Origin of the sequence: Herbaspirillum sp. 1173 (assembly GCF_031455335.1) — a bacterium.
GTDB classification, from domain to species: Bacteria; Pseudomonadota; Gammaproteobacteria; order Burkholderiales; family Burkholderiaceae_D; genus Herbaspirillum; species Herbaspirillum huttiense.
In genome coordinates this window covers 813,549-839,998 of record NZ_JAVDSP010000001.1, presented here as the reverse complement: position 1 = coordinate 839,998, position 26,450 = coordinate 813,549, and the positions used below count along the sequence as shown (strand labels likewise).

The 26,450-nt window shown below is 64.2% G+C and carries 25 protein-coding genes; 16 read left to right on the top strand and 9 right to left on the bottom strand.

Translation table 11 applies throughout. The features are described 5' to 3' along the window. Window positions 1-32: 32 nt before the first annotated feature. Entirely contained in the window at window positions 33-1,376 is a 1,344-nt protein-coding gene (locus tag J2X56_RS03830; RefSeq protein ID WP_121045569.1) for an MFS transporter, read from the bottom strand. 160 nt (window positions 1,377-1,536) lie between these two features. Between J2X56_RS03830 and cyoA the strand changes: the two genes are divergently transcribed. From cyoA to J2X56_RS03765, 13 genes are all read left to right on the top strand, one after another. Then, window positions 1,537-2,469, top strand: coding sequence for a ubiquinol oxidase subunit II (gene cyoA / locus J2X56_RS03825; RefSeq protein ID WP_034331667.1), 933 nt, complete (start codon window positions 1,537-1,539; stop codon window positions 2,467-2,469). Between the two features lie 76 nt (window positions 2,470-2,545). Continuing rightward, window positions 2,546-4,549 carry a cytochrome o ubiquinol oxidase subunit I gene (gene cyoB, locus J2X56_RS03820; protein WP_121045568.1) on the top strand — a complete coding sequence of 668 codons (2,004 nt, stop codon included), beginning with the start codon at window positions 2,546-2,548 and terminating at the stop codon, window positions 4,547-4,549. Next, on the top strand, window positions 4,542-5,168 hold the full coding sequence (gene cyoC / locus J2X56_RS03815; RefSeq protein ID WP_121045567.1) for a cytochrome o ubiquinol oxidase subunit III: 627 nt from the start codon (window positions 4,542-4,544) through the stop codon (window positions 5,166-5,168). Before cyoB ends, cyoC begins: the two co-directional genes overlap by 8 nt. Then, window positions 5,165-5,653: a cytochrome o ubiquinol oxidase subunit IV gene (gene cyoD, locus J2X56_RS03810; protein ID WP_134136418.1), complete on the top strand. Its 489-nt coding sequence runs from the start codon at window positions 5,165-5,167 to the stop codon at window positions 5,651-5,653. Before cyoC ends, cyoD begins: the two co-directional genes overlap by 4 nt. Continuing rightward, the gene (locus J2X56_RS03805; RefSeq protein ID WP_310158338.1) at window positions 5,650-6,501 is read left to right on the top strand and encodes an SURF1 family protein; all 852 of its coding nucleotides are present in this window, start codon (window positions 5,650-5,652) and stop codon (window positions 6,499-6,501) included. Before cyoD ends, J2X56_RS03805 begins: the two co-directional genes overlap by 4 nt. A 3-nt stretch (window positions 6,502-6,504) precedes the next feature. Then, window positions 6,505-7,887 (top strand): ATP-binding protein, encoded by a 1,383-nt coding sequence (locus J2X56_RS03800; protein ID WP_310158336.1) that lies wholly within the window; start codon window positions 6,505-6,507, stop codon window positions 7,885-7,887. A 129-nt stretch (window positions 7,888-8,016) separates the two neighbouring features. Next, window positions 8,017-8,553 (top strand): response regulator transcription factor, encoded by a 537-nt coding sequence (locus tag J2X56_RS03795; RefSeq protein WP_121045563.1) that lies wholly within the window; start codon window positions 8,017-8,019, stop codon window positions 8,551-8,553. A 112-nt stretch (window positions 8,554-8,665) separates the two neighbouring features. Further along, on the top strand, window positions 8,666-9,853 hold the full coding sequence (locus J2X56_RS03790) for an ABC transporter substrate-binding protein (protein WP_409025210.1): 1,188 nt from the start codon (window positions 8,666-8,668) through the stop codon (window positions 9,851-9,853). A gap of 49 nt (window positions 9,854-9,902) precedes the next feature. Next, a complete protein-coding gene (locus tag J2X56_RS03785; RefSeq protein ID WP_310158330.1) occupies window positions 9,903-11,798 on the top strand; it encodes an ABC transporter permease in 1,896 nt (631 codons plus the stop codon). Next, on the top strand, window positions 11,795-12,556 hold the full coding sequence (locus J2X56_RS03780) for an ABC transporter ATP-binding protein (protein WP_310158328.1): 762 nt from the start codon (window positions 11,795-11,797) through the stop codon (window positions 12,554-12,556). The genes J2X56_RS03785 and J2X56_RS03780 overlap by 4 nt, the downstream gene beginning before the upstream one ends. Then, a complete protein-coding gene (locus J2X56_RS03775; RefSeq protein WP_134136411.1) occupies window positions 12,553-13,206 on the top strand; it encodes an ABC transporter ATP-binding protein in 654 nt (217 codons plus the stop codon). The genes J2X56_RS03780 and J2X56_RS03775 overlap by 4 nt, the downstream gene beginning before the upstream one ends. A gap of 209 nt (window positions 13,207-13,415) precedes the next feature. Next, window positions 13,416-15,056 carry a histidine kinase famiy protein gene (locus J2X56_RS03770; protein ID WP_039785849.1) on the top strand — a complete coding sequence of 547 codons (1,641 nt, stop codon included), beginning with the start codon at window positions 13,416-13,418 and terminating at the stop codon, window positions 15,054-15,056. Between the two features lie 56 nt (window positions 15,057-15,112). Next, window positions 15,113-15,721, top strand: coding sequence for a DUF6988 family protein (locus J2X56_RS03765; protein ID WP_039785847.1), 609 nt, complete (start codon window positions 15,113-15,115; stop codon window positions 15,719-15,721). On the opposite strand, the gene bioD is transcribed toward J2X56_RS03765, so the two are convergent. From bioD to bioB, 5 genes are read right to left on the bottom strand one after another with little or no spacing between them, the layout of a single operon-like run. Beyond that, window positions 15,699-16,379, bottom strand: coding sequence for a dethiobiotin synthase (gene bioD, locus J2X56_RS03760; RefSeq protein ID WP_310158324.1), 681 nt, complete (start codon window positions 16,377-16,379; stop codon window positions 15,699-15,701). The genes J2X56_RS03765 and bioD overlap by 23 nt on opposite strands. Then, window positions 16,376-17,722, bottom strand: coding sequence for an adenosylmethionine--8-amino-7-oxononanoate transaminase (gene bioA, locus J2X56_RS03755; protein ID WP_310158322.1), 1,347 nt, complete (start codon window positions 17,720-17,722; stop codon window positions 16,376-16,378). The genes bioD and bioA overlap by 4 nt, the downstream gene beginning before the upstream one ends. Next, window positions 17,719-18,879, bottom strand: coding sequence for an 8-amino-7-oxononanoate synthase (gene bioF, locus J2X56_RS03750; protein ID WP_310158320.1), 1,161 nt, complete (start codon window positions 18,877-18,879; stop codon window positions 17,719-17,721). The genes bioA and bioF overlap by 4 nt, the downstream gene beginning before the upstream one ends. A 10-nt stretch (window positions 18,880-18,889) precedes the next feature. Beyond that, entirely contained in the window at window positions 18,890-20,056 is a 1,167-nt protein-coding gene (locus J2X56_RS03745) for a cytochrome P450 (RefSeq protein WP_310158318.1), read from the bottom strand. Next, the gene (gene bioB, locus J2X56_RS03740) at window positions 20,056-21,066 is read right to left on the bottom strand and encodes a biotin synthase BioB (protein WP_121045554.1); all 1,011 of its coding nucleotides are present in this window, start codon (window positions 21,064-21,066) and stop codon (window positions 20,056-20,058) included. Before bioB ends, J2X56_RS03745 begins: the two co-directional genes overlap by 1 nt. A 110-nt stretch (window positions 21,067-21,176) precedes the next feature. Between bioB and J2X56_RS03735 the strand changes: the two genes are divergently transcribed. Beyond that, complete coding sequence (locus J2X56_RS03735; protein WP_039785832.1) at window positions 21,177-21,815, top strand: GntR family transcriptional regulator; 639 nt, start codon at window positions 21,177-21,179, stop codon at window positions 21,813-21,815. Here J2X56_RS03735 and J2X56_RS03730 read toward each other — a convergent pair. Continuing rightward, a complete protein-coding gene (locus tag J2X56_RS03730; RefSeq protein WP_121045552.1) occupies window positions 21,812-22,759 on the bottom strand; it encodes an AraC family transcriptional regulator in 948 nt (315 codons plus the stop codon). The two genes, J2X56_RS03735 and J2X56_RS03730, sit on opposite strands and share 4 nt — an antisense overlap. 103 nt (window positions 22,760-22,862) lie before the next feature. On the opposite strand from J2X56_RS03730, the gene J2X56_RS03725 reads away from it, so the two are divergent. Both J2X56_RS03725 and J2X56_RS03720 read left to right on the top strand, forming a co-directional pair. Beyond that, window positions 22,863-23,612 carry an SDR family oxidoreductase gene (locus J2X56_RS03725; protein WP_121045551.1) on the top strand — a complete coding sequence of 250 codons (750 nt, stop codon included), beginning with the start codon at window positions 22,863-22,865 and terminating at the stop codon, window positions 23,610-23,612. 127 nt (window positions 23,613-23,739) lie between these two features. Beyond that, window positions 23,740-25,152 (top strand): PLP-dependent aminotransferase family protein, encoded by a 1,413-nt coding sequence (locus tag J2X56_RS03720; protein ID WP_310158313.1) that lies wholly within the window; start codon window positions 23,740-23,742, stop codon window positions 25,150-25,152. A gap of 13 nt (window positions 25,153-25,165) precedes the next feature. Here J2X56_RS03720 and J2X56_RS03715 read toward each other — a convergent pair whose 3' ends face one another. Continuing rightward, the gene (locus J2X56_RS03715; protein WP_166675067.1) at window positions 25,166-25,372 is read right to left on the bottom strand and encodes a hypothetical protein; all 207 of its coding nucleotides are present in this window, start codon (window positions 25,370-25,372) and stop codon (window positions 25,166-25,168) included. A gap of 140 nt (window positions 25,373-25,512) precedes the next feature. Then, window positions 25,513-26,322 (bottom strand): lysozyme inhibitor LprI family protein, encoded by an 810-nt coding sequence (locus tag J2X56_RS03710; RefSeq protein ID WP_252695988.1) that lies wholly within the window; start codon window positions 26,320-26,322, stop codon window positions 25,513-25,515. Window positions 26,323-26,450: the final 128 nt, after the last annotated feature.

Sequence of the window (26,450 nt, the reverse complement as noted above, 5' to 3'; positions counted from 1 at the left end):
CAGGCAAGCCGTGACGTAGAGTTCAGGCTGTTTCAGTCATCACGCCCTTCCAGCGCCCGGTTCAGGCTCAACGCCGCCAGCGAACCCACAGCGCCCGACAGCAGGTAGAAGCTTACGTAGGCCATGCCGAAGTGCGCTGACAAGCCCAGTGCGACCAGCGGTGCGAAACCGGCACCGACCAGCCAGGCCAGGTCTGACGTCAGGGCCGCGCCGGTGTAGCGATAGCGGGTCTTGAAGTTGGCCGTCACGGCGCCGGCAGCCTGGCCGTAAGACAAGCCCAGGAGCGCAAAGCCGATCAGGATGAAGGTGTTCTGGCCGGATTCGCCGCCATTCATCAAGCTCGGGACGAAGGCCGACAGGATAGCGATCAGCAATGCCATCGAACCCAGGGTATTGCGGCGCCCGAAGCGATCCGCAATCAGGCCCGATACCACGATGCCAGCTGCCATGATCACACCGCCCCAGATCTGGATCACCAGGAAAGCCGAGGCTTCACGCAGCGAATACAGTTTGATCCACGACAGCGGGAATACCGTCACCAGGTGGAACAGCGCATAGCTGGCCAGGGCGGCGAGGGCGCCGATGATGATGTTGCGGCCTTGGGTGGTGGCCAGCTCAACCACGCCGGCCGGCTCCAGTTCGCGTTCATCGAGCAGCTTGGCGTATTCCGGCGCCGACACCAGGCGCAGGCGCGAGAACAGGGCCACCACGTTGATGGCAAAGGCCACATAGAAGGGGAAGCGCCAGCCCCAGTCAAGGAAGTCCGCCGTGGTCAGCGTGGCCAGCATGTAGGCAAACAGGCTGGCGGCAATCACGAAGCCCAGCGGCGCGCCCAGCTGGCCCAGTGCGGCATACCAGCCACGCTTGTTCGGCGGGGCGTTCATCGCCAGCAGCGAAGGCAGGCCGTCCCACGCACCGCCCAGCGCCACCCCTTGACCGACACGCAAGAGCGAGAGCAAGATGATGGCCCACACACCAATGTGTTCGTAAGTTGGCAATAACGCAATGCCCGCAGTCGAAAAGCCGAGCATGAACAACGCCAGCGTCAGTTTCACCTCTCGGCCGTAGTGCTTTTGAATCGCCATGAAGATCGTGGTCCCGATGGGGCGGGCCAGGAAGGCGAAGGCAAAGATCACGAAGGCGTAGAGCGTGCCTTCCAGTTTCGGTTCGTTGGGAAAGAAGACCGCCGGGAACACCAACACTGAAGCCAGTGCATAAACGAAGAAGTCGAAGTATTCGGACGCGCGTCCGATCACCACGCCCACCGCGATCTCACCGGGTTCGATCGTGCCGTGTTCGTGGTGAGTGGAAGGATTGCTGGATTGAGGCCGGAGTTGACCGGAACCTTCACCATTGTGGATGCTGGTGCTTGCCATGGCTTTGTCTCCCACTGTTAGAGGTTTAGTCGCAGTACGTGCTACAAATCCCAACCTGGCAGGTGGCAAGTGACAGGGTGGGACAAAACGTCCAATCGCCAACACACTTTATTGGCGTTACATTACCACGCTCTGATACATACGACTGGAATTTTCCTTCATGGTTTCTCAAATCCTCCGTCGCGGATTGCTCCTGCTTCCTGCGCTTCTGTTGGCTGGGTGCAACACCGTCGTGATGAATCCTTCCGGCGACATCGCTAACCAGCAAGCACGCCTGATCGTCATCTCGACCGCGTTGATGCTGCTCATCATCGTCCCGGTGATCATCCTGACGCTGCTGTTCGCATGGCGTTATCGCAAGAGCAACACTTCCGCTCCCTACGAGCCGGACTGGGATCACTCGACCCGCCTGGAACTGGTCATCTGGGGCGCACCCCTGCTGATCATCATCGCCCTGGGCCTGTTGACCTGGATCACCACCCACACCCTGGACCCGTACCGTCCGCTCTCGCGCATCGACGCCGAGCGTCCGCTGTCGCCTCAGGTCAAGCCGCTGGTGGTGGAAGTCGTGGCGCTGGACTGGAAGTGGCTGTTCATTTATCCGGAGCAGGGCATCGCTACCGTCAATGAACTGGCCGCACCCGTGGATACCCCTATCCAGTTCAAGATCACTGCCTCCAACGTGATGAACTCGTTCTACATCCCGGCACTGGCAGGCCAGATCTACGCGATGCCGAGCATGGAAACCAAGCTGCACGCCGTGATTAACAAGGCCGGCGAATACGACGGTTTCTCCGCCAATTACAGCGGTGCCGGCTTCTCGCACATGCGCTTCAAGTTCCATGGCCTGGACCAGGCCGGCTTTGACGCCTGGGTGCAGAAGGCCAAGGCGGGCGCGGGCAAGCTGGACCGTGCCGAATACCTGAAGCTGGAACAGCCGAGTGAACGTGAACCTGCCCGCCTGATCGGCAGCGTCGAGCCCGAACTGTTCCACGCCATCGTGAATCGTTGCGTCGCACCCAACACGGTTTGCATGGACAAGATGATGGCCACCGACCTGAACGTGAAACCGGGCCAGCAAAAGGCCGAATGATTTCCTTGCCTGGTAGCCGTATCAGCGCAGCAGAACACCGCTGCGCCCCCATTTCCTTTTTCCCCGGGAAGTAAAGATGTCTGACAATTTTGACCTGATAAAGCTGATCTTCGGTCGTCTCAGTCTGGAAGCGATTCCATACCATGAGCCGATCCTGATCGGTACCTTCGCCATGGTGGCGCTGGGCGGCATAGTAGTACTCGGCCTGCTCACCAAATATCGCCTGTGGGGCATGCTGTGGCGCGACTGGTTCACCAGTATCGACCACAAGCGCATCGGCATCATGTACATCGTGCTGGCCATCGTCATGCTGCTGCGCGGCTTTGCCGATGCGCTGATGATGCGTGCGCAGCAAGCCATCGCCTTTGGCGACAATGCCGGCTTCCTGCCGCCGCACCACTATGACCAGGTGTTCACCGCCCACGGCGTGATCATGATTTTCTTCGTGGCCATGCCCCTGGTGACCGGTCTGATGAACTACGTCGTGCCCCTGCAGATCGGTGCACGTGACGTGGCCTTCCCGTTCCTGAACAACTTCAGCTTCTGGATGACCACCTTCGGCGCACTGCTGGTGATGGCCTCGCTGTTCGTGGGCGAATTCGCCCGCACCGGCTGGCTGGCTTACCCGCCGCTGTCGGGCATCCTGTACAGCCCTGACGTGGGGGTGGATTACTACATCTGGGCCTTGCAGGTGGCCGGGGTAGGGACACTGCTCTCAGGCATCAACCTGGTGGTGACCATCGTCAAGATGCGCGCCCCGGGCATGAACATGATGAAGATGCCGGTCTTCACCTGGACCTCGCTGTGTACCAACGTCCTGATCGTGGCTGCCTTCCCGGTGCTGACCGCCGTGCTGGCCATGCTGTCCCTGGATCGCGTCTTCGGCACCAACTTCTTCACCAACGACATGGGCGGCAACGCCATGATGTACGTGAACCTGATCTGGATCTGGGGCCACCCCGAGGTCTACATCCTGGTGCTGCCGGCCTTCGGCATCTTCTCTGAAATCGTCTCGACCTTCAGCGGCAAGCGCCTGTTCGGCTACACCTCCATGGTCTACGCGACCGTGGTGATCACCATCCTGTCCTACCTGGTGTGGCTGCACCACTTCTTCACCATGGGTTCAGGTGCCAGCGTGAACTCGTTCTTCGGCATCACCACGATGATCATCTCGATCCCGACCGGTGCCAAGATCTTCAACTGGCTCTTCACGATGTACCGTGGCCGCATCCGCTTCGAAGTCCCGATGCTGTGGACCATCGGTTTCATGGTCACCTTCGTCATCGGTGGCATGACCGGCGTGCTGCTGGCCGTTCCCCCGGCTGACTTCGTGCTGCACAACTCGCTGTTCCTGATCGCCCACTTCCACAACGTCATCATCGGCGGCGTGGTGTTCGGCATGTTCGCCGGCATCAACTTCTGGTTCCCGAAGGCCTTCGGCTTCAAGCTGAACGAATTCTGGGGCAAGTGCTCGTTCTGGTTCTGGCTGGTCGGCTTCTACCTGGCCTTCATGCCGCTGTATGTACTGGGCCTGATGGGCGTGACCCGCCGCATGAGCCACTTCGATGATCCGTCGCTGCAGATCTGGTTCGTCACCGCTGCCGTTGGTGCTGGCCTGATCGCCCTGGGCATCGGTTCCTTCATCATCCAGATCGCCGTCTCGATCCGCGACCGCAAGAAGCTGGCCGATGTGACCGGCGACCCGTGGAACGGCCGTACCCTGGAATGGTCGACTTCCTCGCCGCCGCCGGCCTACAACTTCGCCTTCACCCCGGTCGTGCATGACAACGACGCCTGGGCTGACATGAAGAAGAACAAGTATCAGCGTCCGCTGGGTGATTTCGTGGAAATCCACATGCCCAAGAACACCGGTGCCGGCTTCATCATCGCTGCGCTGTCGGCAGCGCTGGGCTTCACCCTGATCTGGCACATGTGGCTGCCGGCCGTGGCAATCTTCGTTGTTCTGGTTGCCGCCACCATCATCCACACCTTTAATTACAACCGCGACTACTACATCCCGGCCGACGAAGTCGTCCGTGTCGAAGCAGAGCGCACACGTCTGTTGAATAGCCATGTCTGAAGCAATCAACCACACGGCCGACGCGACGCCTAGCTCGCGCTACTTCGTCCGCCATCACCATCCGGAGAACGGCACTTTGCTGGGCTTCTGGATCTACCTGATGAGCGATTGCCTGATCTTCGCCTGCCTGTTTGCGTGCTACGCCGTCCTGGGCCGCAACTATGCAGGCGGTCCGACCGGTGCCGAGCTGTTCGACCTGCCGCTGGTGGCGCTGAACACCGCGCTGCTGCTGCTGTCGTCGATCACCTACGGTTTCGCCATGCTGGCCATGCAGGCCAAGAAGCAGCAGAACACCATCATCTGGCTGATCATCACGGGTCTGCTGGGTGCCGGCTTCATCTACTTCGAACTGTATGAGTTCCTGCACCTGATCCACGAAGGCGCGGGCCCGTCCCGCAGCGGCTTCCTGACCTCGTTCTTCGCGCTGGTCGGAACCCACGGCCTGCACGTGACGTTCGGCATCATCTGGCTGATCGTGCTGCTGTTCCAGATCAACAAGCACGGCCTGACCGAAGCCAACGGCCGCCGCCTGATGTGCCTGTCGATGTTCTGGCACTTCCTGGACGTGGTCTGGATCGGCGTCTTCACCTTTGTCTATCTGATGGGAGTCCTGCCATGAGCCGCGGCCACCAAGAACACCCGGCCCGACCGATGGGCCATCACGACGACCATGACCATGACCATGGTCACGGCCATGGTCATGGCGACCACGCCGCCCACGGCACGATGAAGGATTACGTCACCGGCTTCGTGCTGGCCGTGATCCTGACCGCGATCCCGTTCTGGATGGTCATGAACAAGACCATCGCCAATTCGGCGACCCTGGGCATCGTGCTGCTGGCCCTGGCGGCCGTGCAGATCGTGGTACACATCCGCTACTTCCTGCACATGAACGGCAAGTCCGAAGGCGGCTGGAACATGCTGGCGATGATCTTCACCATCGTCATCGTGGTCATTACGCTGTCCGGTTCGCTGTGGGTCATGTATCACCTGAACCACAACATGATGCCGACCATGTCGCCTGAAAACATGCCGACCGAAACCGTGCCGCAGTCGATGCAGGGTATGCAAGGCATGCAACACGGCGCAGCCCCATCGAAATGAGCCCGACGCCAACTGATGGCGTGACGCAAGGCAAAGAAAGCGGGGCGGCGCAAGCCGCCCCGGTATCCCGCACAAAGGCCAGCTTGTTGCTGCTGACGCTTTTGGCGGGATTTTTCTTTCTGGTCTTCGCTGCGCTGGGAACCTGGCAGGTCTATCGCCTGCAATGGAAGCTGGACCTGATCGCCAAGGTCGACGCCCGGGTGCACGCTGCGCCGGTGGCGCCACCCGCTGCGCAGGACTGGCCGAACGTGACCGCCGAACGCGATGAGTACAAGCGCGTGGCCTTGAGCGGCCGCTACCTGTACAGCAAGACGGTGGCCGTACAGGCCAGTACCGACCTGGGCAGCGGTGCCTGGCTGCTGACGCCCTTGCAGACTGCCGATGGCAGCGTAGTGCTGATCAATCGCGGCTTCGTCTCGGTATCGCCGCTCAAGCTGGCTGACTCCCAGCTGGCGGATGCGCCTGCAGGCCAACTGAACGAAGTGACTGGATTGCTGCGCATGAGCGAGCAGGGCGGCGGTTTCCTGCGCAGCAATGACGCCGCGCAGAACCGCTGGTATTCGCGCGATGTGAAGGCAATTGCACAAGCCCGACAGCTGCCAGCGGGGCAGGTGGCACCATATTTCGTCGATGCCGACAAGGCGTCGTCGGAAGCCAATGCCGCCAGCGCTCCTGATGCGCAGAAACCCGTCGGTGGCCTGACCGTGATCGCCTTCCACAACAGCCACCTGGTCTATGCCCTGACCTGGTATGCCCTGGCGCTCATGTCGCTGGGTGCGGGCTATTGGGTGATCCGCGACGAACGCCGCTGGCGCCAGCGCATCCAGGATGCGCAAGCCAGGGGCTGAGCGATGACTGCCTCCGACACCGTCGCCAAGCGCAAGACCCTGCGCGAGCGCTGGCAGCGCCTGCGCCAGGGCGAGCAGAACCCGGCCGGCCACCAGAACATGCTGCTGCTGATCCAGCTGCGCTGGCTGGCGGTGTTGGGGCAGGTCTCCACGATTGCCTTCGTGGTGCTGGTGTTCGACCTGCACCTGCCGCTGCCGCACATGCTGGAGGTGCTGTCCTGCCTGATCGCCTTCAACATTGCCAGCCACCTGCGCTGGCATGAACGGCGCATCGCCACCAATGCCGAACTGTTCCTGGCCTTGCTGGTGGATGTGGCGGTGCTGACCTTCCAGCTTTACCTGAGCGGCGGTATCACCAATCCCTTCGCGTTCCTGTACCTGATGCAGATCATCCTCTCGGCCGTGCTCCTGAAGCCCTGGTCGAGCTGGGCCATCGTCGCCGTGACCATGGCCTGCCTGGCGGGACTGGCTCTGTTTTCCGAGCCGCTGGCACTGCCGCCGGACCACAACGCGGGCTTGCTGAGCCTGTATGTGGAGGGTACGCTGATCTGCTTCCTGCTCAATGCCGGGCTGATGGTGTTCTTCATCACCCGCATCAGCAGCAACCTGCGCGCCGGTGATGCCTTGCTGGCCGACCTGCGCCAGCGTGCCGCTGAAGAGGACCATATCGTGCGCATGGGCCTGCTGGCTTCCGGTGCGGCGCACGAGCTGGGCACGCCGCTGGCGACCGTCTCCGTGATCTTGGGTGACTGGAAGCGCATGCCCGAAATCAGCCAGCGCGCCGACATGCTGGAAGACATCGCCGAGATGGAAGCCCAGCTGCAGCGCTGCAAATCCATCGTCAGCGGCGTGTTGCTGTCGGCCGGCGAGGCGCGCGGCGAATCGTCCATCAAGACCACGATCAACACCTTCCTCGACAGCGTCGCCGAAGACTGGCGCAAGACGCGGCCGGTGGAGATCTTCGAATACCGCAACCTGATCGCGCAGGATGTGCCGGTCGCCTTCGACTCGGCCATCAAGCAGATGCTGGGCAATGTGCTGGACAATGCCTTCGAGGTCTCGCCGCAATGGCTGGCGCTGGAGGTGAGGCGGGAAGGGGATCTGCTGCTCATGGAAGTGAGCGATCGCGGCCCCGGCTTCCCCGACTGGATGATCAACCAGATCGGCAAGCCCTACCAGTCCACCAAGGGCAAGCCGGGTCGTGGCCTGGGCCTGTTCTTTGTGGTCAACGTCGCGCGCAAGCTGGGCGGACGGATCTGGGCCAGCAATCGTGCCGCGGGTGGTGCGCGCGTGACGCTTGAGCTGCCGCTGTCGGCCATCAGCCTGGCCCCGCTGACCGAAACGGAGCCTGGCAGCGAACCACCGGACTATCCGATGGGCGCTTGATGTGCCGCAAGCCGCGCCTGACGCGGCATTGACCGTGATCATTTCCTTTTTCTTCATGTGCTGGCGATGTCCGGCGCCGTCTCGCCTTACAATACCGGCTTTGGCAAAGTAGAAAAATAGGAAATGCACATGCCGGCTGATCGCCTGCTTCTGATCATCGAGGACGACGCCGCCTTCGCACGCACCTTGGGACGCTCCTTCGAGCGTCGCGGCTACACCGTCCTGCTGGCCGCCAGCCAGGAGGAAGCGGCGGCCCACCTGAAAGAACACAGTCCCGGCTATGCCGTGGTCGACCTGAAACTGGGCGGCAACGCCTCCGGCCTCGCTTGCGTGCAGATGCTGCATGCCCACGATGAAGCCATGCTCATCGTCGTGCTGACCGGCTTCGCCAGCATCACCACGGCGGTGGAAGCCATCAAGCTGGGCGCCTGCCAGTACCTCGCCAAACCCTCCAATACCGACGACATCGAAGCCGCCTTCGGCCACGTGGCCGGTGCCTCCGACGTCGAACTGCCCGCGCGCGCCACCTCCATCAAGACCCTGGAATGGGAACGCATCCACGAGGTGCTGGTGGAAACCGATTTCAACATCTCCGAAACCGCGCGCCGCCTCGGTATGCACCGCCGTACCCTGGCGCGCAAGCTGGAAAAACAGCGTGTGAAGTAATCTGCACACGGCCGCGCCAGCGGTTATCATTACGCCCGCCCCGCGCGCCGCAACGGCCGGGGCACTCTCACCAGAAGGGAATGACGTGAACCATTTCAACTTCCAGCGCGGCCTGCTGTGGGCGTGCGCCGCGACCATCGTGAATCTTTCTGCAGGCGCAGCCCAGGCCCAGGAGACCATCAAGATCGGCGAGATCAACAGCTACAAGGCGCAGCCTGCCTTCCTCGAGCCGTACCGCCGGGGCTGGGAGATGGCCCTGGATGAAGTCAATGCCGCCGGTGGCGTGCTGGGCAAGAAGCTGGAAGTGATCGCCCGCGACGACAATGGCAACCCCGGCGATTCGGTACGCGTGGCCGAAGAACTGATGGCGCGTGAACGCGTGGCGCTGCTCTTTGGCGGCTTCCTCTCCAATACCGGCCTGGCGCTCACCGATTACGCCAAGCAGCACAAGGTCTTCTTCCTGGCGGCCGAGCCGCTGACCGACAAGATCGTCTGGCAGAACGGCAACAAGTACACCTACCGCCTGCGTCCGTCCACCTACATGCTGGTGGCGTCGGTGGTGAAAGAAGCCGCCAAGCTGAAGAAGAAACGCTGGGCCATCGTCTATCCCAACTATGAATACGGCCAGTCCGCCGTCGCCAGCTTCAAGACCCTGCTCAAGCAAGCCCAGCCGGATGTGGAATTCGTCGCCGAACAAGCGCCGCCGCTGGGCAAGATCGATGCGGGCGCGGTCACGCAGGCGCTGGCCGATGCCAAGCCGGATGCCATCTTCAATGCACTCTTCGCCGCCGATCTGGGCAAGTTCGTGCGTGAAGGCAACACGCGTGGTCTGTTCGATCAGGTGGAGGTGGCGTCGCTGCTGACCGGCGAACCTGAATACCTCGATCCGCTGAAGAACGAAGCCCCGCAGAACTGGATTGTCACCGGCTATCCCTGGTACGCCATCAACACGCCCGAACACAAGAAGTTCGTGGACGCCTATCGCAAGAAATTCAACGACTACCCGCGCAATGGTTCGCTGGTTGGCTACAGCGCGTTGATGTCGATTGCCGCCGGCATCAAGAAGGCCGGCAGTACCGATGCCGACAAGCTCGCTGCGGCCTTCTCGGGCCTGAAGGTGGAGACGCCGGTGGCTTCCATCGTCTATCGCCCGCAGGATCACCAGTCCACGCTGGGCGCTTTCGTCGGCCGTACCGGCATCAAGGACGGCAAGGGCATCATGACCAGCTTCAGCTATGTCGACGGCGCCAGCCTGCAGTTGCCGGATGCCGAGGTCAAGAAGCTGCGTCCGGCGGATTGACCTGCCACGCTGATCTTGCTCACGTTCCAATGCGGCCGTTGCTGATGCCATGACGCTTGCCAGCCTCACCGTCCAGCTGCTCAATGGGCTGGCCGATGCTTCCGCGATGTTTTTGGTGGCGGCAGGCCTGTCGCTGATCTTCGGCGTTACACGGATCGTCAATTTTGCGCATGGCTCGTTCTACATGCTGGGGCTGTATGTGGCCTACAGCCTGGTGGAACGGCTGGGCAGCACGGCGCTCGGTTTCTGGGGCGCACTGCTGCTGGCCGCGCTCACCGTGGCCGCGCTGGGTGCCGTGGTGGAAGTGGTGGTCTTGCGTCGCATCTATCGTGCGCCGGAACTGTTCCAGCTGCTGGCCACCTTTGCCCTCGTCCTCATCATCAAGGATGCCGCCCTCTGGATCTGGGGGCCGGAAGACCTGTTCGGCCCGCGTGCGCCGGGGCTCTCCGGTGCCGTGCAGTTGCTGGGGCGGCGCCTGCCTCAGTATGACTTGCTGCTCATCGTCATCGGTCCGCTGGTGTTCGGGCTGCTGTGGCTGCTGCTCAACCGCACGCGCTGGGGCACGCTCATCCGCGCCGCGACGCAGGATCGCGAGATGCTCGGTGCGCTGGGCGTCAATCAGGCCTGGCTGTTCACGGCCGTCTTCGCGCTGGGCTGCTTCCTGGCCGGATTGGGCGGCGCGCTGCAAGGGCCACGCATGCCGGCCAACCTGGCACTGGATCTCGATACCATCGGCAACGCCTTCGTGGTGGTGGTGGTCGGTGGCATGGGCTCGCTCGGCGGTGCCTTCGCCGCTGCCTTGCTGATCGCCGAGGTCAAGGCGCTGTGCATTGCATTGGGCAATGTCTCCTTGTTCGGCATCGAGGTCTCGCTCTCGCGGCTCACGCTGGTGGTGGAATTTCTGGTGATGGCGGCCATCCTGGTGATGCGCCCGTGGGGCCTGTTCGGCAAGCCGCTGGCGCTGGTGCGCAGCGGTGCCGGCCATGACGCGCCGTTGCGCGCACCCGGGCGCAAGGCACGCCTGGCGGGATGGACCGCGCTGCTGGCTTTGCTGGCGCTGCCCTTGCTGGCGAGCCGCTTCCCTTATCTGCCGGTGCTGATGGTGGAAATCCTGATCGCCGTCCTCTTCGCCGCCAGCCTGCATTTCCTGATGGGGCCGGGGGGCATGGTGTCCTTCGGTCACGCCGCCTATTTCGGATTGGGGGCCTATGCCGCCGCACTGGTCACGCTCAAACTGCAGTGGCCGATGCCGCTGGCCATGCTCGCCGGCGCGCTCGCGGCCATGGCTGGCGCGATCCTGTTCGGCTGGTTCTGCGTGCGGCTGTCGGGCGTGTATCTGGCCATGCTGACGCTGGCCTTCGCCCAGATTGTCTGGGCCACCTTTTTCCAGTGGGATGACCTGACCGGCGGCAGCAACGGGCTGGTCGGCATTCGTCCCGCAGAAGCGCTGGCCTCCCCGCTGGCCTACTACTACCTGGCCCTGGGCTGTGCCGCGCTTGGCGTCATTCTTCTGCGGCGCGTGATCCATGCGCCGTTCGGACTGGCCTTGCGCGCCGCCCGCGACGCGGCCGTGCGCGCCGAGTCGCTGGGCATGGACGTGCGCCGCCTGCAATGGGGCGGCTTCGCCATCGCCGGGCTGTTCTGCGGATTGGCCGGTGTGCTGTTCGCCTTCTCCAAGGGCAGCATCTCGCCCGAGGTGGCCAGCGTGGGGCGCTCGGTGGATGGCCTGGTGATGGTCTTGCTGGGCGGCGTGCAGAGCCTGCTCGGTCCGCTGCTGGGCGCAGCGCTGTTTACCTGGCTGCAAGACCTGGTGGCGCGCGAGACCGATTACTGGCGTGCCTTGCTGGGCGGCGTGATCCTGCTGCTGGTATTGCTGTTCCCCGGCGGCATGGCAGGCGCGTTCAGCCGCCTGCGTGCACCGTTGAAGCGGGAGGAGGGCGCATGAGCCTGCTGCAGATCGATGGCCTGCGCAAATCCTTCGGTGGTGTCGCCGCGCTGGATGGCGTTTCCTTTACGTTGCCGGCCGGCGAGATGCTGGCGCTGATCGGACCGAACGGTGCGGGCAAGTCCACCTGCTTCAATCTCATCAACGGCCAGTTGCGTCCGGATGCCGGGCGTGTGCTGCTTGATGGCGAGGATATTGCCGGTCTCGATGCGCGCCGCATCTGGCGGCGCGGCGTGGGGCGGACTTTCCAGGTGTCGGCCGCCTTTGCATCGCTGACCGTGCTCGAAAACGTCCAGGCCGCCTTGCTCTCGCATCGTCGCCGGCTGTGGCAGCTGTGGCGTCCCGCTGCGGCTTGTCTGCGCGAGGAAGCGATGGCCCTGTTGGCGCAGGTCGGCATGGCTGATCAGGCCGGACGGGCCTGCGGCGTGCTGGCCTATGGCGACATCAAGCGCGTGGAGCTGGCCATGGCGCTATCCAATGCGCCGCGTCTGCTGTTGATGGATGAACCGACCGCCGGCATGGCCCCGTATGAGCGTCAGGAGCTGATGGCCCTGACGCGCCGCCTGGTCAGCGAACGCGGCTTGTCGGTACTCTTCACCGAGCACAGCATGGATGTGGTATTCGCGTTTGCCGACCGCATCATCGTGCTCGCGCGCGGCCAGTTGATCGCGCAAGGCGCTCCCGAGGAGGTGCGCCAGGACGCGCGCGTGCGCGAGGTCTACTTCGGTTCGGGTGCCAGCTTCGGGAGCCCGGCATGAGTGGGCCATTGTTGCGGGTCGAGGGACTGCATGCCTTCTATGGGCAGGCGCATATCCTGTTCGATCTCTCGCTGGAAGTGGGGCGCGGCGAAGTGGTCGCGCTCACCGGGCGCAACGGCGCGGGAAAATCCACTACGCTCAAGGCGCTGATGGGCTTGCTGGAAGGCACGCAGGGCCAGGTCACGCTGGAGGGCCGCGACATCACGCGCCTGGCCCCTTTCCAGCGCGCCCGCCTGGGACTCGGTTTCGTGCCCGAGGACCGGCGCATCTTCACCGAACTGAGCGTTCTGCAGAATCTGGAAACCGGTCGGCAGCCTGCGCGCGCGGGCGAGCCGGCATGGACGCCGCAGGCGCTCTTCGCGCTCTTCCCCAACCTGGGCGCCATGCCGCATCGCCCCGGCGGGCGCATGAGCGGCGGCGAACAGCAGATGCTGACCATTGCCCGCACGCTCATGGGCAATCCGCACCTGCTGTTGCTGGATGAGCCTTCCGAAGGCGTGGCCCCGGTGATTGTGGAGCAGATGGCGAACATGATCCTGCAATTGAAACGGCGCGGCATGTCCATCCTCCTCTGCGAACAGAATACGCACTTCGCCGGCCTGGTCAGCGACCGCAGCTACACACTGGATCAGGGCCGCATGTTGCCGTAGGACAGCACGCCATCCCGTCAAGCTCATCCATGGCAATCCGGCCTGCAGCAAGGGCTGCGCAAAATGCATCTCAACGTGTAACAGGACACTCGCATTCTTGTTGCAATTGGGCCGGGAACCGTTGAGGTCGTCCGTGTCCAAACTCCTGAAAGCAGCTCGCTTCCCGTTGCCTCACTGCAACCGAGCCCAGCCCACTGGAGAAAAATACAATGCCCAACACCGCCAAGCACCCCACGGTGCATTGGCCTGCCGACGACTTCAATGATGCAGGAATGCGCAACGACCACGCCAAGGTCGCGGTAGGCGATGACGCCAACGATATCTTCTTCGCAGCCGTCGAAATGACGCGCATGCCGATGATCGTGTCCGATCCCAACAAGCCGGACAATCCGATCATCTTCGTCAACAACGCCTTCATGAACATGACCGGCTACAGCCGGGCCGAGGTCGTGGGCAAGAACTGCCGGTTCCTGCAAGGCCCGGAGACCGACCGCGCAGTGGTCGCACAAGTGCGCCAGGCCGTGGCGGAAAAGCGCGAGCTCGCCACCGAGCTGCTGAACTACCGCAAGAATGGCTCGACGTTCTGGAATGCGCTCTTCATTTCACCGGTCTATGACCAGCATGGCGAACTGAAATACTTCTTCAGCTCGCAACTGGACATCAGCCGCCGACGTGATGCCGAGCAAGCCCTCGGCCAGGCGCGCAAGATGGAAGCGCTGGGCCAGCTCACCGGCGGCATTGCGCATGACTTCAACAACCTGCTGCAGGTCATCAGCGGCTACCTGGACATCATCAATCTTGCGCTGCGCAGCGATACGCCCGACCTCGGGCGTGTCTCGCGCAGCGCCGACAGCATCCGCAAGGCTTCCGGCAAGGCGGCCATGCTGACCCAGCAATTGCTGGCCTTCGCCCGCAAGCAGCGGCTGGAGGGGCGCACCATCAACCTGAATTCGCTCACGGAAGGTTTCACCGATCTCGTGCAACGCACGCTCGGTGGCGATATCGAGGTCCAAACCGAGCTGGCCTCGGGCCTGTGGAATTGCCGTCTCGATCCGACCCAGATGGAAGTGGCATTGCTGAACGTGCTCATCAATGCGCGCGATGCGATGTCCGGCAAGGGAACGGTAAAAATCCATACAAGCAATGAAGACCTGAGCTCGGAAGATCGTGCCATCCAGCTGGGCGTAAAACCCGGTCTCTATGTCTGCATCGCGGTCACGGACAACGGCCCCGGCATTCCTGCGGACATCCTCCCGCGCGTGATGGACCCGTTTTTCACTACCAAGGACGAAGGCAAGGGCACCGGCCTCGGTCTGTCGATGGTGTATGGCTTCGTCAAGCAGTCCGGCGGATCCGTGCGCATCGTCTCCAGCGCAGAGCGCGGCACGACCGTCTCGATCTACTTCCCGGCCACGCAGGACCAGGTCGGGGGGGCCTTCGAGTATGACAACCGCACGCATACCCAAGGCGGTCACGAGCACATTCTGGTGGTTGACGATAGAATCGAGGTCGCCGAGCTGGCCCAGGCGATGCTGGAAAGCCTGGGCTATCGCGTCAGCATGGTGAATTCACCGACGGAAGCCTTGCAGGTGCTGCGTTCCGAACCGAAGGTGGATCTGCTTTTCACCGACCTCATCATGCCGGGCAGCATGAATGGCGTGGTACTGGCGCGAGAGGCCCGGCGCATGATACCTTCCATCAAAATTTTATTAACTACCGGTTATGCCAGTGAATCGATAGAGCGGCATGGTGCCGATGGCGAATTTCCCGTCCTCGACAAACCTTACCGCCACGATGAGCTGGCGCGCAAGATCCGCATTGTCCTCGACGGCGCCACTGGCGTGAGCTGAAAAGAATAACAACAAGTCGTCCGTACACGTGCCCTCACACGAAGGGGAGTTGTCCCATGCAATTGGATCACCTGTTGGCCAGGGCGCAGTCCCTTGCCTATCGCATTTCGGCCGAATTCAACGGCCAGCCTTTGCCCGATGACCGGCGCGCCTGCGCCGCCATCGGTTGTCTCACTGTGGCCCAGCAACATCACTGCGGCATCATCCTGCTGCTGCGTGATGACATGCCGGTCCACGCCTCGGCCTTTGCCCTCATCGGGCACCAGATCGAGGCCGCCTTCAATGCCCTGTGGCTGTGGTACTGCGCCAGCGAAGAGGAGCTCACGCGGTTCCTGGTCGACGGCAGCGGCAAGAGCATGCGCCAGCTGGTCACGCAGGTTGACAGCGTGCTGGCCGGCCGCGACGGCCAGGAGGCTGCCATCCTTGGTGGCCACTGGGTGCGGCTGAGCGATTTCGTCTTCTCCGGCGAGCGCCGCATCCGTCACTGGCTCGATGCCAACGAGGTCGATGCCATGTATTCCGAAGAGGCCGTCACCGACCTGGTGGAATTGTCCAACTCCATGGCAGAACTGGGACTGGCCAGCTATCGCACGATTCACGACAAGCACATCACGGCCGTGCGCAGTGGCACGTCCAACGTCGTCAAGATGGATCTGGCCAAGTAAGAAGACCAGCCACTTGCGCCGCCGTCATTTCAGGTGACCAGGGCAGACGTCCCAGCAGCGGCGCTTGCAGCCGCCGCACCAGCGTGTTCACCATGGCGCCGGCCTGCGTCTCTCGGGCGTCGACATGATTGGCCACCCAGCCAGCCAAGTGCAGCCCGCGCGCGCGGATGGCCAGCGCACTCAGCAAGGCATGATTGATGCAGCCAAGGCGGATGCCGACCACGAGTATTACCGGCAAGCCCAGCCGGGCCACCAGATCGTCGCTGTTGTGGTCCGCATCGAGCGGTACCATGAAGCCACCCGCACCCTCCACAATCAGTACGTCACACGCCGACTGCAATTGCGCATGGCATAGCGCCAGATGATCGAGTGCAATCTGCACGCCTTCCTCCGCCGCCGCAATGTGCGGTGCCGTGGCCTGCCGCAGCAGGTAGGGATTCACCAGGTGCAGCGGCAAATCCACATTGGCCGCGGCCTGCAAGGCCTGCACATCCTCGTTGCACCAGACGCCGTCCTGCAGGAAAGCTCCGGATGCCACCGGCTTCATGCCGCCGGCACGCATGCCTCGCGCGGCGTGCAGGTGGATGAGCGCGGACGCCACCAGCGTCTTGCCCACGCCGGTATCGGTACCGGTGACGAAATAGCTGCGGCCGCTCATGGACGAGGCTCCGCGCGCATCGCCGCATCGAAGGCCGCATGCAGACGCTCGCCCATCCATTGCGCCTGGGCCGCATCGAGGATGTAGGGCGGCATCACGTAAAGCGTCTTGCCGATCGGACGCACCAGCAGTTCGCGTTGCGCGGCCTCGTCGGCGAGCCGGCGCGAAAAACCTGCCGTGACGGCGGCATCATTGATGCGCGCATCACAAGCCCAGATCATGCCGCACTGTCGCACGTGCCGCACCCGCGCATCCTGCGCCAGCGGCTGCAGGGCCTCGGCCAGCACCGGGGCGAACCGGGCATTGCGGTCCAGCACCTGTTCCTGCGCGAAGATGTCCAGCGTCGCCAGCGCAGCACGGCACGCCAGTGCATTGCCGGTATAGGAGTGCGAATGCAGGAAGCCGCGCCGCACATCGTCATCGTAGAAAGCGGCATAGATGGCCTCGCTGGCCATCACCAGCGACAGCGGCAGGTAGCCACCGCTGATGCCCTTGGACAGGCACAGCAGATCCGGCCACACGCCCGCCTGCTCACAGGCGAAGAAGCGGCCGGTACGCCCGCAGCCGACCGCGATCTCGTCGGCGATCAGGTGCGCACCGTAGGCGTCGCACAGCGCGCGCAGTCCGCGCGCATACTGTGGATCATGCATGGCCATGCCCGCAGCGCATTGCACCAGCGGTTCGACGATGAGGGCGGCAATGCGTCCGCTGCGTTCCTGCAGCAGCCTTTCCACATCGGCCAGCGCGCGGCGGCTGACATCGGCGGCCGTCTCGCCCGGTGCAGCCTGTCGCGCATCGGGCGAGGCAGCGATATGTGCCGGACGCAGCAGGGATTCATAGGCACTGCGAAAGAGCGGCGTGTCGGTCACGCCGAGCGCCCCCACGGTCTCGCCGTGATAGCCGCCGGCGATGCAGATGAATTCATTCTTGTCTGCATGCCCGGCATTGCGCCATGCATGCACGCTCATTTTCAGCGCGATCTCCACCGCCGAGGCACCGTCCGAGGCATAGAAGCAATGGCCCAGCGCATGCTCCGTCAGCGCCGCCAGCCGCTCGGAGAGCTGCACCACCGGCTCATGCGTGAAGCCTGCCAGCATGGCGTGCTCCAGCTGGCCCAGCTGGTCGATCAGGGCCGCATTGATGCGCGCATTGGTGTGGCCGAACAGATTGACCCACCAGGAACTGATGGCATCCAGATAGCGCCGTCCCTCGGTATCGACCAGCCATGCACCGTGCGCACGGGCCAGCGCGATGGGAGGCGTGCGCTCGTGCTGGCGCATCTGGGTGCAGGGATGCCACACGCTGCGCAGGCTGCGGGCGGCCAGCGGGCTTGCCATGGTCATGCGGATTCTCCTTGTGCCAGTGATCTCAGTGCCGCCACCAGGCGCGCCACATCGGCCGGGGTATGCAGGGCTGACAGGCTGATGCGCAGCCGGGCTGTCCCCTTGGGGACCGTGGGCGGGCAGATCGCCGGCACCCAGATGCCCCTGACGCGCAGGGCCGCCGAGAGGGCGCGGGCGGCCGCATTGTCGCCGACGATCAGCGGCTGGATGGCGGTCGGGGAGGGCAGCAGTGTCCACGGCAGCCCCGCCAGTCCGCTGCGCAATTGCTTGGCCAGTACCTGCAGATGCGCGCGCCGCCACTCTTCGCGGGCGATCAGGCGCAGGCTGGCCGAGGTGGCGGCGGCCAGCGCGGGGGGATGCGCCGTGCTGAACATGTAGGTACGGGCGCGCTGCAGGATCCATGCAAGCACGCCGGCATCCCCTGCGACGAAAGCGCCGGCCACCCCGACCGCCTTGCCAAGCGTGCCCATCAGCAGCACGTGCGGCGCCTGCACGCCCGCCAGGGCCAGGCTGCCTCGTCCTTGCGGGCCAAGTACGCCCAGGCCATGGGCGTCATCCACCAGCAGCCAGGCCTCATGCCGGGCGCACACTGCCGCCAGTTCGGCCAGCGGGGCCAGGTCGCCATCCATGCTGAAGACAGCATCGGTGAGCACCAGCTTGCGAGGGCTGCTGCAGCGGGAGAGCACCTGCTCCAGACGGCTCACATCGTTGTGCGGAAATACCTTCAGGCTGGCCCCGGACAAGCGTGCGCCATCGATCAGCGAGGCATGGGCCAGGCGGTCGACGACGACGGTGTCTCCTTTGCCGGCCAGCGCTGCGGCGACCCCCAGGTTGGCCATGTAGCCATTGCCGAACACCAGCGCCGAAGGCTTGCGGACAAAGGCCGCCAGTTCGGCTTCCAGCGTTTCATGAGCGCGGCTGTGGCCGCTGATCAGAGGCGAGGCCGCTGCACCCACGCCATAGCGCTGCAAGGCCTCGGCGGCAGCGGCGATGAGCTGCGGATGGTTGGCCAGGCCCAGGTAATCATTGCTGCAGAAGGACAATTCGTCGTGTCCATCGACCTGCAGCAGCGGTCCCTGCGGACCGTCGACCACACGCCGCGTGCGCAGCAGGCTCTGGCTGGCGAGGGCATCCAGCTCACGGGTGAAATCTTGCATGGAGGGGCTTTCAGAAAAATACGGACAAGCGATCCAGCGCCCGATAGGCGGCATTGCCTTGCCACACCGGCGTTTCGTCAGCGAGGGACAGCGTGGGCAGGCGCTGCATCAGCACGCTGAAAGCGATTTCGGCTTCCAGCTGCGTCAGTGCCGCCCCCAGGCAGACATGCGGCCCCTGGCCGAAGGACAGGTGCATGCCTTCGTCACGCCGGATATCGAAACGCTGCGGATCACGGAAGCGGCGCGCATCGTGATTGGCCTCCCCGATATGCAGGATGGCCAGCTGGCCGCGCTGCAGGCGTTGACCAGCCAGCGTCACGTCCTGCAACAGGCGGCGGCCGGTGTACTGCACCGGGCTGTCATGGCGCAGCATCTCCCGCACGGCCATCCGCAGCGCGGACGGGTCCGCTTGGCGGGCCTTGAGTGCGGCCCATTGCGCGGGATGTTGCAGCAAGGCGAGCACGCCATTGCCGAGCAGATTGCGGGTGGTCTCGTAGCCGGCGAAGAGCAGGGTACTGCACTGGGCCAGCAGTTCGTTGCGATTCAGTTGTCCGCTTGCATGGGCTTTCAGCAGGCCGCGCAGAAGACAAGCCTCGGGCAGCTCGTCCGCTCGCGCCAGCGCCTGGCTGAAGAAATCACACAGATTGCGCATGGCCTGTTGCGCCGCGAGGGTCTGCGTGGCGTCCGGCGTCGGACTGCCGATGAAGGCCGCCAGATCGGCTGCCCAGTCGATGAATTCCGCCGGTACGCGGTCGGGCAATCCCAGCAGTTGCGCAATCACCAGGGCGGGCAAGGGACGTGCAAAGCGCGCGATGAAATCGAAGCCGCGTGCTGCCTGCGGATCGGCCACGATGGCATCGGCCAGCCGCTGCGCCAGTGCGGTGATGTCGCCACGCCGGGCTTGCAGGTCAGCCGGTTTGAATCCCGGATTGAGTACGCCGCGCAGGCGGCGATGGGCGCGGCCGTCCAGGAACAGCAAGGATCGCGAGAACAGGCGCTTGAACTCACGCTGCGCTTCGTCCTGCTGTCCGTTACCGCTTTCACCTAGCCCGCTGTTGATCCAGCGCGCTGCACGCCTTACGGATAGGCGCGGATCGCGCAAGGCAGCGGCCACCTCCTCGTAACCGGTGATGACCCAGGCTCCGCCGCAGTGGGCGGTGCTCCAGTGCAGTGGCATCAGGCGGCCGCAGCTGCCGCTTGCAGGCCCAGGCGCTGCAGCAGGTCGAGGTCGGCCGAGACCGGCGCATTGGCCGTGGTCAGCAGCTTGGCCCCAAGGAAGATGGAGTTCGCGCCTGCCGCAAAGCACAGGGCCTGGGTCGCCTCGCTCATGCTCTCGCGCCCGGCGGACAAGCGGATCACCGCGTGCGGCAGGGCGATGCGGGCCACCGCCACGGTGCGCACGAATTCGAATTCGTCCAGCGGTGCCACATCCTGCAGCGGCGTGCCCGCGATCGGCACCAGGTGATTGATCGGCACTGATTGCGGCGGCACCGGCAGGCTGGCCAGCTGGGCAATCAGGCCGGCACGCTGGGCGCGCGTCTCGCCCATGCCGATGATGCCGCCGCAGCACACGTTGAGGCCGGCTTCCTGCACGCGTTGCAGGGTGTCCAGCCGGTCCTGGTAGCTGCGGGTGGAGATGACCTGGCCATAGAAATCGGGCGCGGTATCGAGGTTGTGGTTGTAGTAGTCCAGTCCGGCCTGCTTGAGCGCCTCGGCCTGGGCTTGCTCCAGCATGCCGAGGGTCATGCAGGTTTCCATCCCGAGTGCGCGCACCTGGCTGACCATCTCGGTGAGCGCGGCCATGTCACGTTGCTTGGGATTGCGCCACGCCGCACCCATGCAAAAGCGCGTCGCGCCCTGGTCGCGCGCGGCCTGTGCGGCCTGCACTACCTCGTCCACGCCCATCAGCTTGCCGGCCGGCACGCCCGCTTCCTTGTGATGCGCCGACTGCGAGCAATAGCCGCAGTCTTCCGCGCAGCCCCCGGTCTTGATCGACAGCAGGCTGGACAGCTGGACTTCGTTGGCGCGGTGGTGCTGGCGATGCACGGTCTGTGCGCGGTACAGCAGATCGAGGAAGGGCAGTTCAAACAGCTGCTCGGCCGCGCTGCTGTCGATGGCGGCCAAAGGGCGGTGGAAATGCAGGGGAGCGCTGGCTTGGGCAGCGGCGGGGGAAGGGCACTGGCTCATCGATAAAATCCGGTCCGTGAGTGAAAAGGCTTAGAATTCAGCTTCGGCGGATTCTAACTTCGCTCAAATTCGTTCAACAATTTCTTTTTTCATAGATTATCTATAAAAACATGGCGCATCATTCCGAGCATCCAAGCACCGTCGAACGCATCGCGGAGGTCCTGCGCACGCGCATCATCCGCGGCGAAATCGCAGGCGGGGCGGCGCTTCGGCAGGATCACGTGGCGCAGGAATTCCAGTCCAGCCACGTGCCGGTACGGGAAGCGTTTCGCCAGTTGGAAGCCGAGGGATTGGTGCTCACATTGCCCCGTCGCGGGGTGCGGGTCACGCAGGTGGACCGGGCGGCGGTCAAGGAAAATGCCGAGATGCGGGGCTCGCTGGAAATCCTGGCCCTGCGCCACAGCATCCGCAAGTTCGGCCCCGAACATATCGCCCGCCTGGAAGCCGCCCAGGAGGCCTGTGCCCAGGCCGCTTCGCTGATCGAATGGGATGCCGCCAACAACCTGTTCCACGACATCCTCTCCAGCGAATGTGGCATGCCGCGCCTGCTGGCGGTGTTGAAGCAACTGCAGCTGACCAATTCACGCTACCTGTTCTCGACCGGCTTCAAGCGCGGCTGGCAGCCGCGCTCGGATCACGATCACCGCCTCATCATCGAAGCCCTGCGCGACAAGAAGACCGACCGTGCCGTGCAGCTGCTGAGCATGCACATCGGAACCATGGAACGGGTCGGCTTCGTGGCGGCTTAGGCCTTGCCCTGCTGGGCGAACTGCGACGGCGGCACGCCGACATGCCGGCTGAAGGCCACGCTGAAGGTGGAAGCCGAGCTGTAGCCTACCTGCTGAGCCACCGTCGCCATGGAGGCCGCCTCGCCCAGCAGCAGGCGCTTGGCCAGCGCCATGCGCCAGGCCAGCAGGTATTCCATCGGAGCCAGTCCGACTTCACGGCGGAAGCGTTCAAAGAAGGAGGAGCGCGACAGCGCAGCAGCCCGCGCCAGCCGCAGCACGTTCCAGTTGTCGGCGGGCCGCGCATGTATGGATCGCAGCGCCGCAGCGAGCCGTACATCGCCCAGGCCCCGCAGCAGGCCGGGTGTGGCGGCCGCTCCGGTGTCCGTGCCGGAACGCAGGGCTTCGATCAGCAGCACCTCCAGCAGACGCGCCAGCACGACGTCGCGCGCCGGACGCTCGGCGCGGTATTCGTCACCCACCAGTTGCACCAGCGTATGCAGGCGCGCATGGGCGCGCACCACAACCAGGCTGGGCAGCAGCGAGAGCAGCAGTGGCGTATCGGGCGAGGCGAAGACGCAATGGCCGACCACCAGTTGCACCTGCGGCGGCAAGCCCAGCGTCCCCAGGTGATAGCGGCCATCGGACAGACGCGGCGGCGGATTGTCTTCATCGAGCAGGGCGTCATCGCAATCGTCCATGCTGGCCAGGGTAAAACCCTGCAAGGCCGGGGCCAGGAAAAAATCACCGGCGTGCAGCACGATGCAGGTCTCCTCGGTCATTGCGCCGGCATCTGCGCGCAGGATGCGGCAACTGCCCTCCAGCACCGCGCAATAGAAGGCCAGCTCCGGCCGGGAACGCTGCACCCGCCAACCGCCGGCACCCTGGACGTACTTGGTGTAGCGGGCGGCCGGCTGCAGCAGACTGACCACTTCGGCCAGGGGATCGGTGAGTGATGGTTCGGACATGGCTGGACGATTGCCAATGAATGATGGACTCTGGATTGTAGCAAGTCCGGCTGCGGGCGCCTATTCTTCGCCTTGTTCTCTTACACCTCACAAGGAATCCAGCATGAAAACCGTCCTCATCACCGGCTGTTCATCCGGCTTCGGCCTCGAAATCGCCTCGTACTTCCTGCAACGCGACTGGCAGGTCATCGCCACCATGCGTACACCGCGCAGCGACTTGCTGCCCGACTCGCCCCGGCTGCGCATCCTGCCGCTGGATGTGACCAGCGCTACCAGCATCGCCGCTGCCATCGCAGAGGCCGGCCCGATTGACGTGCTGGTCAACAATGCCGGTATCGGCGCGCTTGCCGCCGTCGAAGCCCAGCCCATGGAGCAGGTGCGCGAGATCTTCGACACCAACACCCTCGGCAGCATCGCCATGACACAGGCGGTCATCCCGCAGATGCGCCAGCGCGGCGCGGGCGTGATCGTCAATGTCACCTCCTCGGTGACCTTGCGCTCCTTACCGCTGCTGGCGGTCTACACGGCCAGCAAGGCTGCCGTGAATGCCTTCACCGAATCCGTCGCCCTCGAACTGGCCAGCGTCGGCGTGCAGGCGCGTCTGGTCCTGCCGGGGCGCGCACCGCAGACCCGCTTCGCCGAGAATGCCCGGCCGCGCATGGAAGGGGCGATCCCGGATGCTTACGGCGCGCTCGCAGCGCAAGTGTTCAACAATTTCCAGGATCACAGCCAGATCACCCACGCCAGCGATGTAGCCGAAGCGGTGTGGCGGGCGGCGACCGAGGCAGGAGCGCCGATGCGCATCGCCGCAGGAGAAGATGCGGTGGAATGGATGCGCACGGCCTCCGCATAAACGCCAGCAGCCCGGAAAACCTTGGCACAAGGGGCAGTGGCGATGTATGGATTTTTGTTGTTGGTGCATCCATACTAGATGTCTGCCTGTACACCTGCCGGCAGGCAGCCCTTCACCAGGATTTTCCATGGCCCGACCGAACCCTTCACACACCGCAGATCCCTCCCTGGACTGGATCAGCCGCTTCACGGCTCATGGCGGTCCACGTTATCTGCAGATCGTGGGCTTTCTGGAGCAGGCCATCGCCGACGAACGCCTCAAGCCCGGCGATCGCCTGCCGCCGCAGCGGATGCTGGCTGATCGCCTCGATGTCGATCTCACCACCGTCACCCGCGCCTATGGCGAGGCGCGCCGCCGCCAGTTGCTGGAAGGACGCGGCGCCGCCGGGAGTTTCGTGGCCGCGCCCAAGGTGGACCTGAGCCAGGTGATCGACCTGTCGATGAACATCCCGCCGCCGCCGGCCGGTATCGATCTGGATGACCTGCTGCGCCAGGGCGTGTCGCAGGTGCTGATGCACAGCGATGTCGATCTGCTGATGACGTATCACCTGGGCGGTGGCAGCAGTGCCGACCGCGCCGCCGGTGCGATGTGGCTGCAGGACATGCTGGGCCCGGTGGAAGATGACCGGGTGCTGGCCTGTCCGGGGGCGCAGTCGGCCCTGGCCGCCTTGCTGCTGTCGCAGACCCGGCCGGGTGAAACCGTGCTGGCCGAACCGCTGGCCTATCCTGGGCTGCTGGCGGCGGCAGCCCAGCTCGGGCGCCGCGTGGTCGCGGTCGGCGTGGATCACGAAGGCATGCGCCCGGATCTGCTCACGACCATGGTGCGCAAGCATGGCGCGCGGCTGGTCTATCTCAATCCCACGCTGCAGAATCCGACCACCCGCACCATGCCGGCCACGCGCCGCGCCGAGATCGCTTCCGTCGCCACCCGGCTCGATCTGCGCATCATCGAAGATGATCCCTACTGGCGCTTTGCGGCCCATGCGCCCAGGCCGCTGGCGCACTATGCACCGCGGCATGTGTTTTACGTGTCCACGCTGGCCAAGTGCCTGCTCCCCGGATTGCGGACCGCCTATGTGCTCACCCCTGAGGGGCAGGCACAGGACGAAGTGCTGGCTGCACTGCGGTCTTTCGTATTGATGTCCACGCCGCTGACCACGGCGCTGTCGACGCAGTGGATCCACGATGGCACCGCCGCCATGCTGGCCGAAGGCATCCGCCAGGAAGCCTGGGCGCGCCAGGCGCTGGCCTTGCGTACGCTGGGTGAGGAAGGGCCGGCCGATAGCGGCGGCATCCATCTCTGGAAGGCCTTGCCGGAACACTGGAAGGGGCAGGACTTCGTCCGCAAGGCCAGGGAGGCTGGGCTCAACGTGGTTGCGCAGGACAGTTTCCAGGCCGGTGACGGCGAACCCGCGCGCAGCGGTGCGCCGCACATTCGTCTCTCGCTGGGGCGTTCGCGCAGCCGCTTTGAACTGGTCCACGCCTTGCGGCGGCTGATGGAACTGGCCCATCGCCGCAGCCCGCGCGAAACAGTAGTGTAGGTGGTGTGAGAACCTAGGCCGCGATGGCAAGACTGGTCTGGCGGCGCGCGGCTGCCAGAATCTCGCCGACGGCTTCGTCCTCCGAATGGGCGGACAGGGGCAGGGAGCCCCGGGTGATTTCTGCACGATCCTTCAGGATCGCGTAGGAGCCTTTCCAGCGGCCTTCACTATCATCGGCCTGATAGACCAGCAGGTAACCGTCGAATTCGATTTTCTTCATAGGAGCTTCTCGCCAGGGCAAGGGGAGCATGCGCACCATGCTCGATGTTGCGCAGTATGCCGCTGGCGATTTCTCCTGCCTGTCATCCGCCTTCGCAAAGACGTGTAGGACAAGAACGCAATCTCATCCGTGACGCCGCTTTAGCGCGATTGCACCGGCGCCAGCAAGCCGTTGACCGCATCGCTCACGATCAGTCCGGGCAGCGATGCGCGGTCATTGCTGACGATCACCGTATCCTTTTCCACGTCGCCCGGCAGGGCCAGCTGTGCGATGTAGCGGCAGTCAGCGCTGCAGGTGTAGCGCAGCACGGTCTGGCCGCGCACGGCTTCCAGGATGTACTGGCCGTTTTCGATGCCGTAATAGCGCACGGCCACCAGCGGTTGGGTCTCGCCGGCCTCGGGGTCGCGATAGAAATACTGGCCGCGTTCGGCCCGCGCGTAATGCGGCCAGGGCGTGCTGCCTGCCGGCGCCAGGTGGTCGATCTGGCGCGCGTCCAGGCCCAGCCGCAAGCCCGGGGCGGCCGGTGCCGCAAGCGGGGCCTGGGCAGGGGGCACTGCGACCAGGGCGGGCGCAGGTGAAGTCGCATTTCCTTTGGCGGTGAGCAGGGCCGCTGCGATGGCCGGTGCGGCTTGTGCCTCCAGTTCGGTCTGGCGACGCTGATACCAGGCCAGCAGGCAGGCGCGGTCGCGGCAGTTGTCTTCGCGCCAGCGCCATTGCGCATCGCTGGCGGTGCGGAAAGCACGTTGATCGGCTGCGGCCTGGCGCGCGCGGCGGTAGGCGTGGCCCAGTTGATCGTCCAGCGCGGACAGCTCGGCATCCCGGCAGATGGTCTTTTCATTGGCCGAACCGGCCTTGCTGCAGTCGAAGCTGGCGGCACGCGCCGACGGAAGTTCCAGCGCACCCAACAGGCTGGCGCTGCTGAGCAGGAGGATGAGGGGCAGGGTTTTCATGGCGAGACTCTCCGTATTGCGGGGACGTGATGGGCGCCAGCATCGCACTGCCATTGGCTGCCCAAAACGCGGAGAAGAAACGGAATTTTTTTAAAATCTTTGCAGCTGAAAAAGCATGTTGGCCGTTC

Bases quoted from the DNA above. Each gene is read 5' to 3' on its own strand.
- cyoC (WP_121045567.1), top strand. From the start codon at position 4,542: ATGTCTGAAGCAATCAACCACACGGCCGACGCGACGCCTAGCTCGCGC.
- J2X56_RS03770 (WP_039785849.1), top strand. From the start codon at position 13,416: ATGCCCAACACCGCCAAGCACCCCACGGTGCATTGGCCTGCCGACGAC.
- cyoD (WP_134136418.1), top strand. From the start codon at position 5,165: ATGAGCCGCGGCCACCAAGAACACCCGGCCCGACCGATGGGCCATCAC.
- cyoA (WP_034331667.1), top strand. From the start codon at position 1,537: ATGGTTTCTCAAATCCTCCGTCGCGGATTGCTCCTGCTTCCTGCGCTT.
- J2X56_RS03805 (WP_310158338.1), top strand. From the start codon at position 5,650: ATGAGCCCGACGCCAACTGATGGCGTGACGCAAGGCAAAGAAAGCGGG.
- J2X56_RS03725 (WP_121045551.1), top strand. From the start codon at position 22,863: ATGAAAACCGTCCTCATCACCGGCTGTTCATCCGGCTTCGGCCTCGAA.
- J2X56_RS03745 (WP_310158318.1), bottom strand. From the start codon at position 20,056: ATGCCACTGCACTGGAGCACCGCCCACTGCGGCGGAGCCTGGGTCATC.
- bioA (WP_310158322.1), bottom strand. From the start codon at position 17,722: ATGACCATGGCAAGCCCGCTGGCCGCCCGCAGCCTGCGCAGCGTGTGG.
- bioF (WP_310158320.1), bottom strand. From the start codon at position 18,879: ATGCAAGATTTCACCCGTGAGCTGGATGCCCTCGCCAGCCAGAGCCTG.
- J2X56_RS03780 (WP_310158328.1), top strand. From the start codon at position 11,795: ATGAGCCTGCTGCAGATCGATGGCCTGCGCAAATCCTTCGGTGGTGTC.
- J2X56_RS03730 (WP_121045552.1), bottom strand. From the start codon at position 22,759: ATGTCCGAACCATCACTCACCGATCCCCTGGCCGAAGTGGTCAGTCTG.
- J2X56_RS03800 (WP_310158336.1), top strand. From the start codon at position 6,505: ATGACTGCCTCCGACACCGTCGCCAAGCGCAAGACCCTGCGCGAGCGC.
- bioD (WP_310158324.1), bottom strand. From the start codon at position 16,379: ATGAGCGGCCGCAGCTATTTCGTCACCGGTACCGATACCGGCGTGGGC.
- J2X56_RS03775 (WP_134136411.1), top strand. From the start codon at position 12,553: ATGAGTGGGCCATTGTTGCGGGTCGAGGGACTGCATGCCTTCTATGGG.
- J2X56_RS03720 (WP_310158313.1), top strand. From the start codon at position 23,740: ATGGCCCGACCGAACCCTTCACACACCGCAGATCCCTCCCTGGACTGG.
- J2X56_RS03710 (WP_252695988.1), bottom strand. From the start codon at position 26,322: ATGAAAACCCTGCCCCTCATCCTCCTGCTCAGCAGCGCCAGCCTGTTG.
- cyoB (WP_121045568.1), top strand. From the start codon at position 2,546: ATGTCTGACAATTTTGACCTGATAAAGCTGATCTTCGGTCGTCTCAGT.
- J2X56_RS03795 (WP_121045563.1), top strand. From the start codon at position 8,017: ATGCCGGCTGATCGCCTGCTTCTGATCATCGAGGACGACGCCGCCTTC.
- J2X56_RS03830 (WP_121045569.1), bottom strand. From the start codon at position 1,376: ATGGCAAGCACCAGCATCCACAATGGTGAAGGTTCCGGTCAACTCCGG.
- bioB (WP_121045554.1), bottom strand. From the start codon at position 21,066: ATGAGCCAGTGCCCTTCCCCCGCCGCTGCCCAAGCCAGCGCTCCCCTG.
- J2X56_RS03715 (WP_166675067.1), bottom strand. From the start codon at position 25,372: ATGAAGAAAATCGAATTCGACGGTTACCTGCTGGTCTATCAGGCCGAT.
- J2X56_RS03735 (WP_039785832.1), top strand. From the start codon at position 21,177: ATGGCGCATCATTCCGAGCATCCAAGCACCGTCGAACGCATCGCGGAG.
- J2X56_RS03785 (WP_310158330.1), top strand. From the start codon at position 9,903: ATGACGCTTGCCAGCCTCACCGTCCAGCTGCTCAATGGGCTGGCCGAT.
- J2X56_RS03765 (WP_039785847.1), top strand. From the start codon at position 15,113: ATGCAATTGGATCACCTGTTGGCCAGGGCGCAGTCCCTTGCCTATCGC.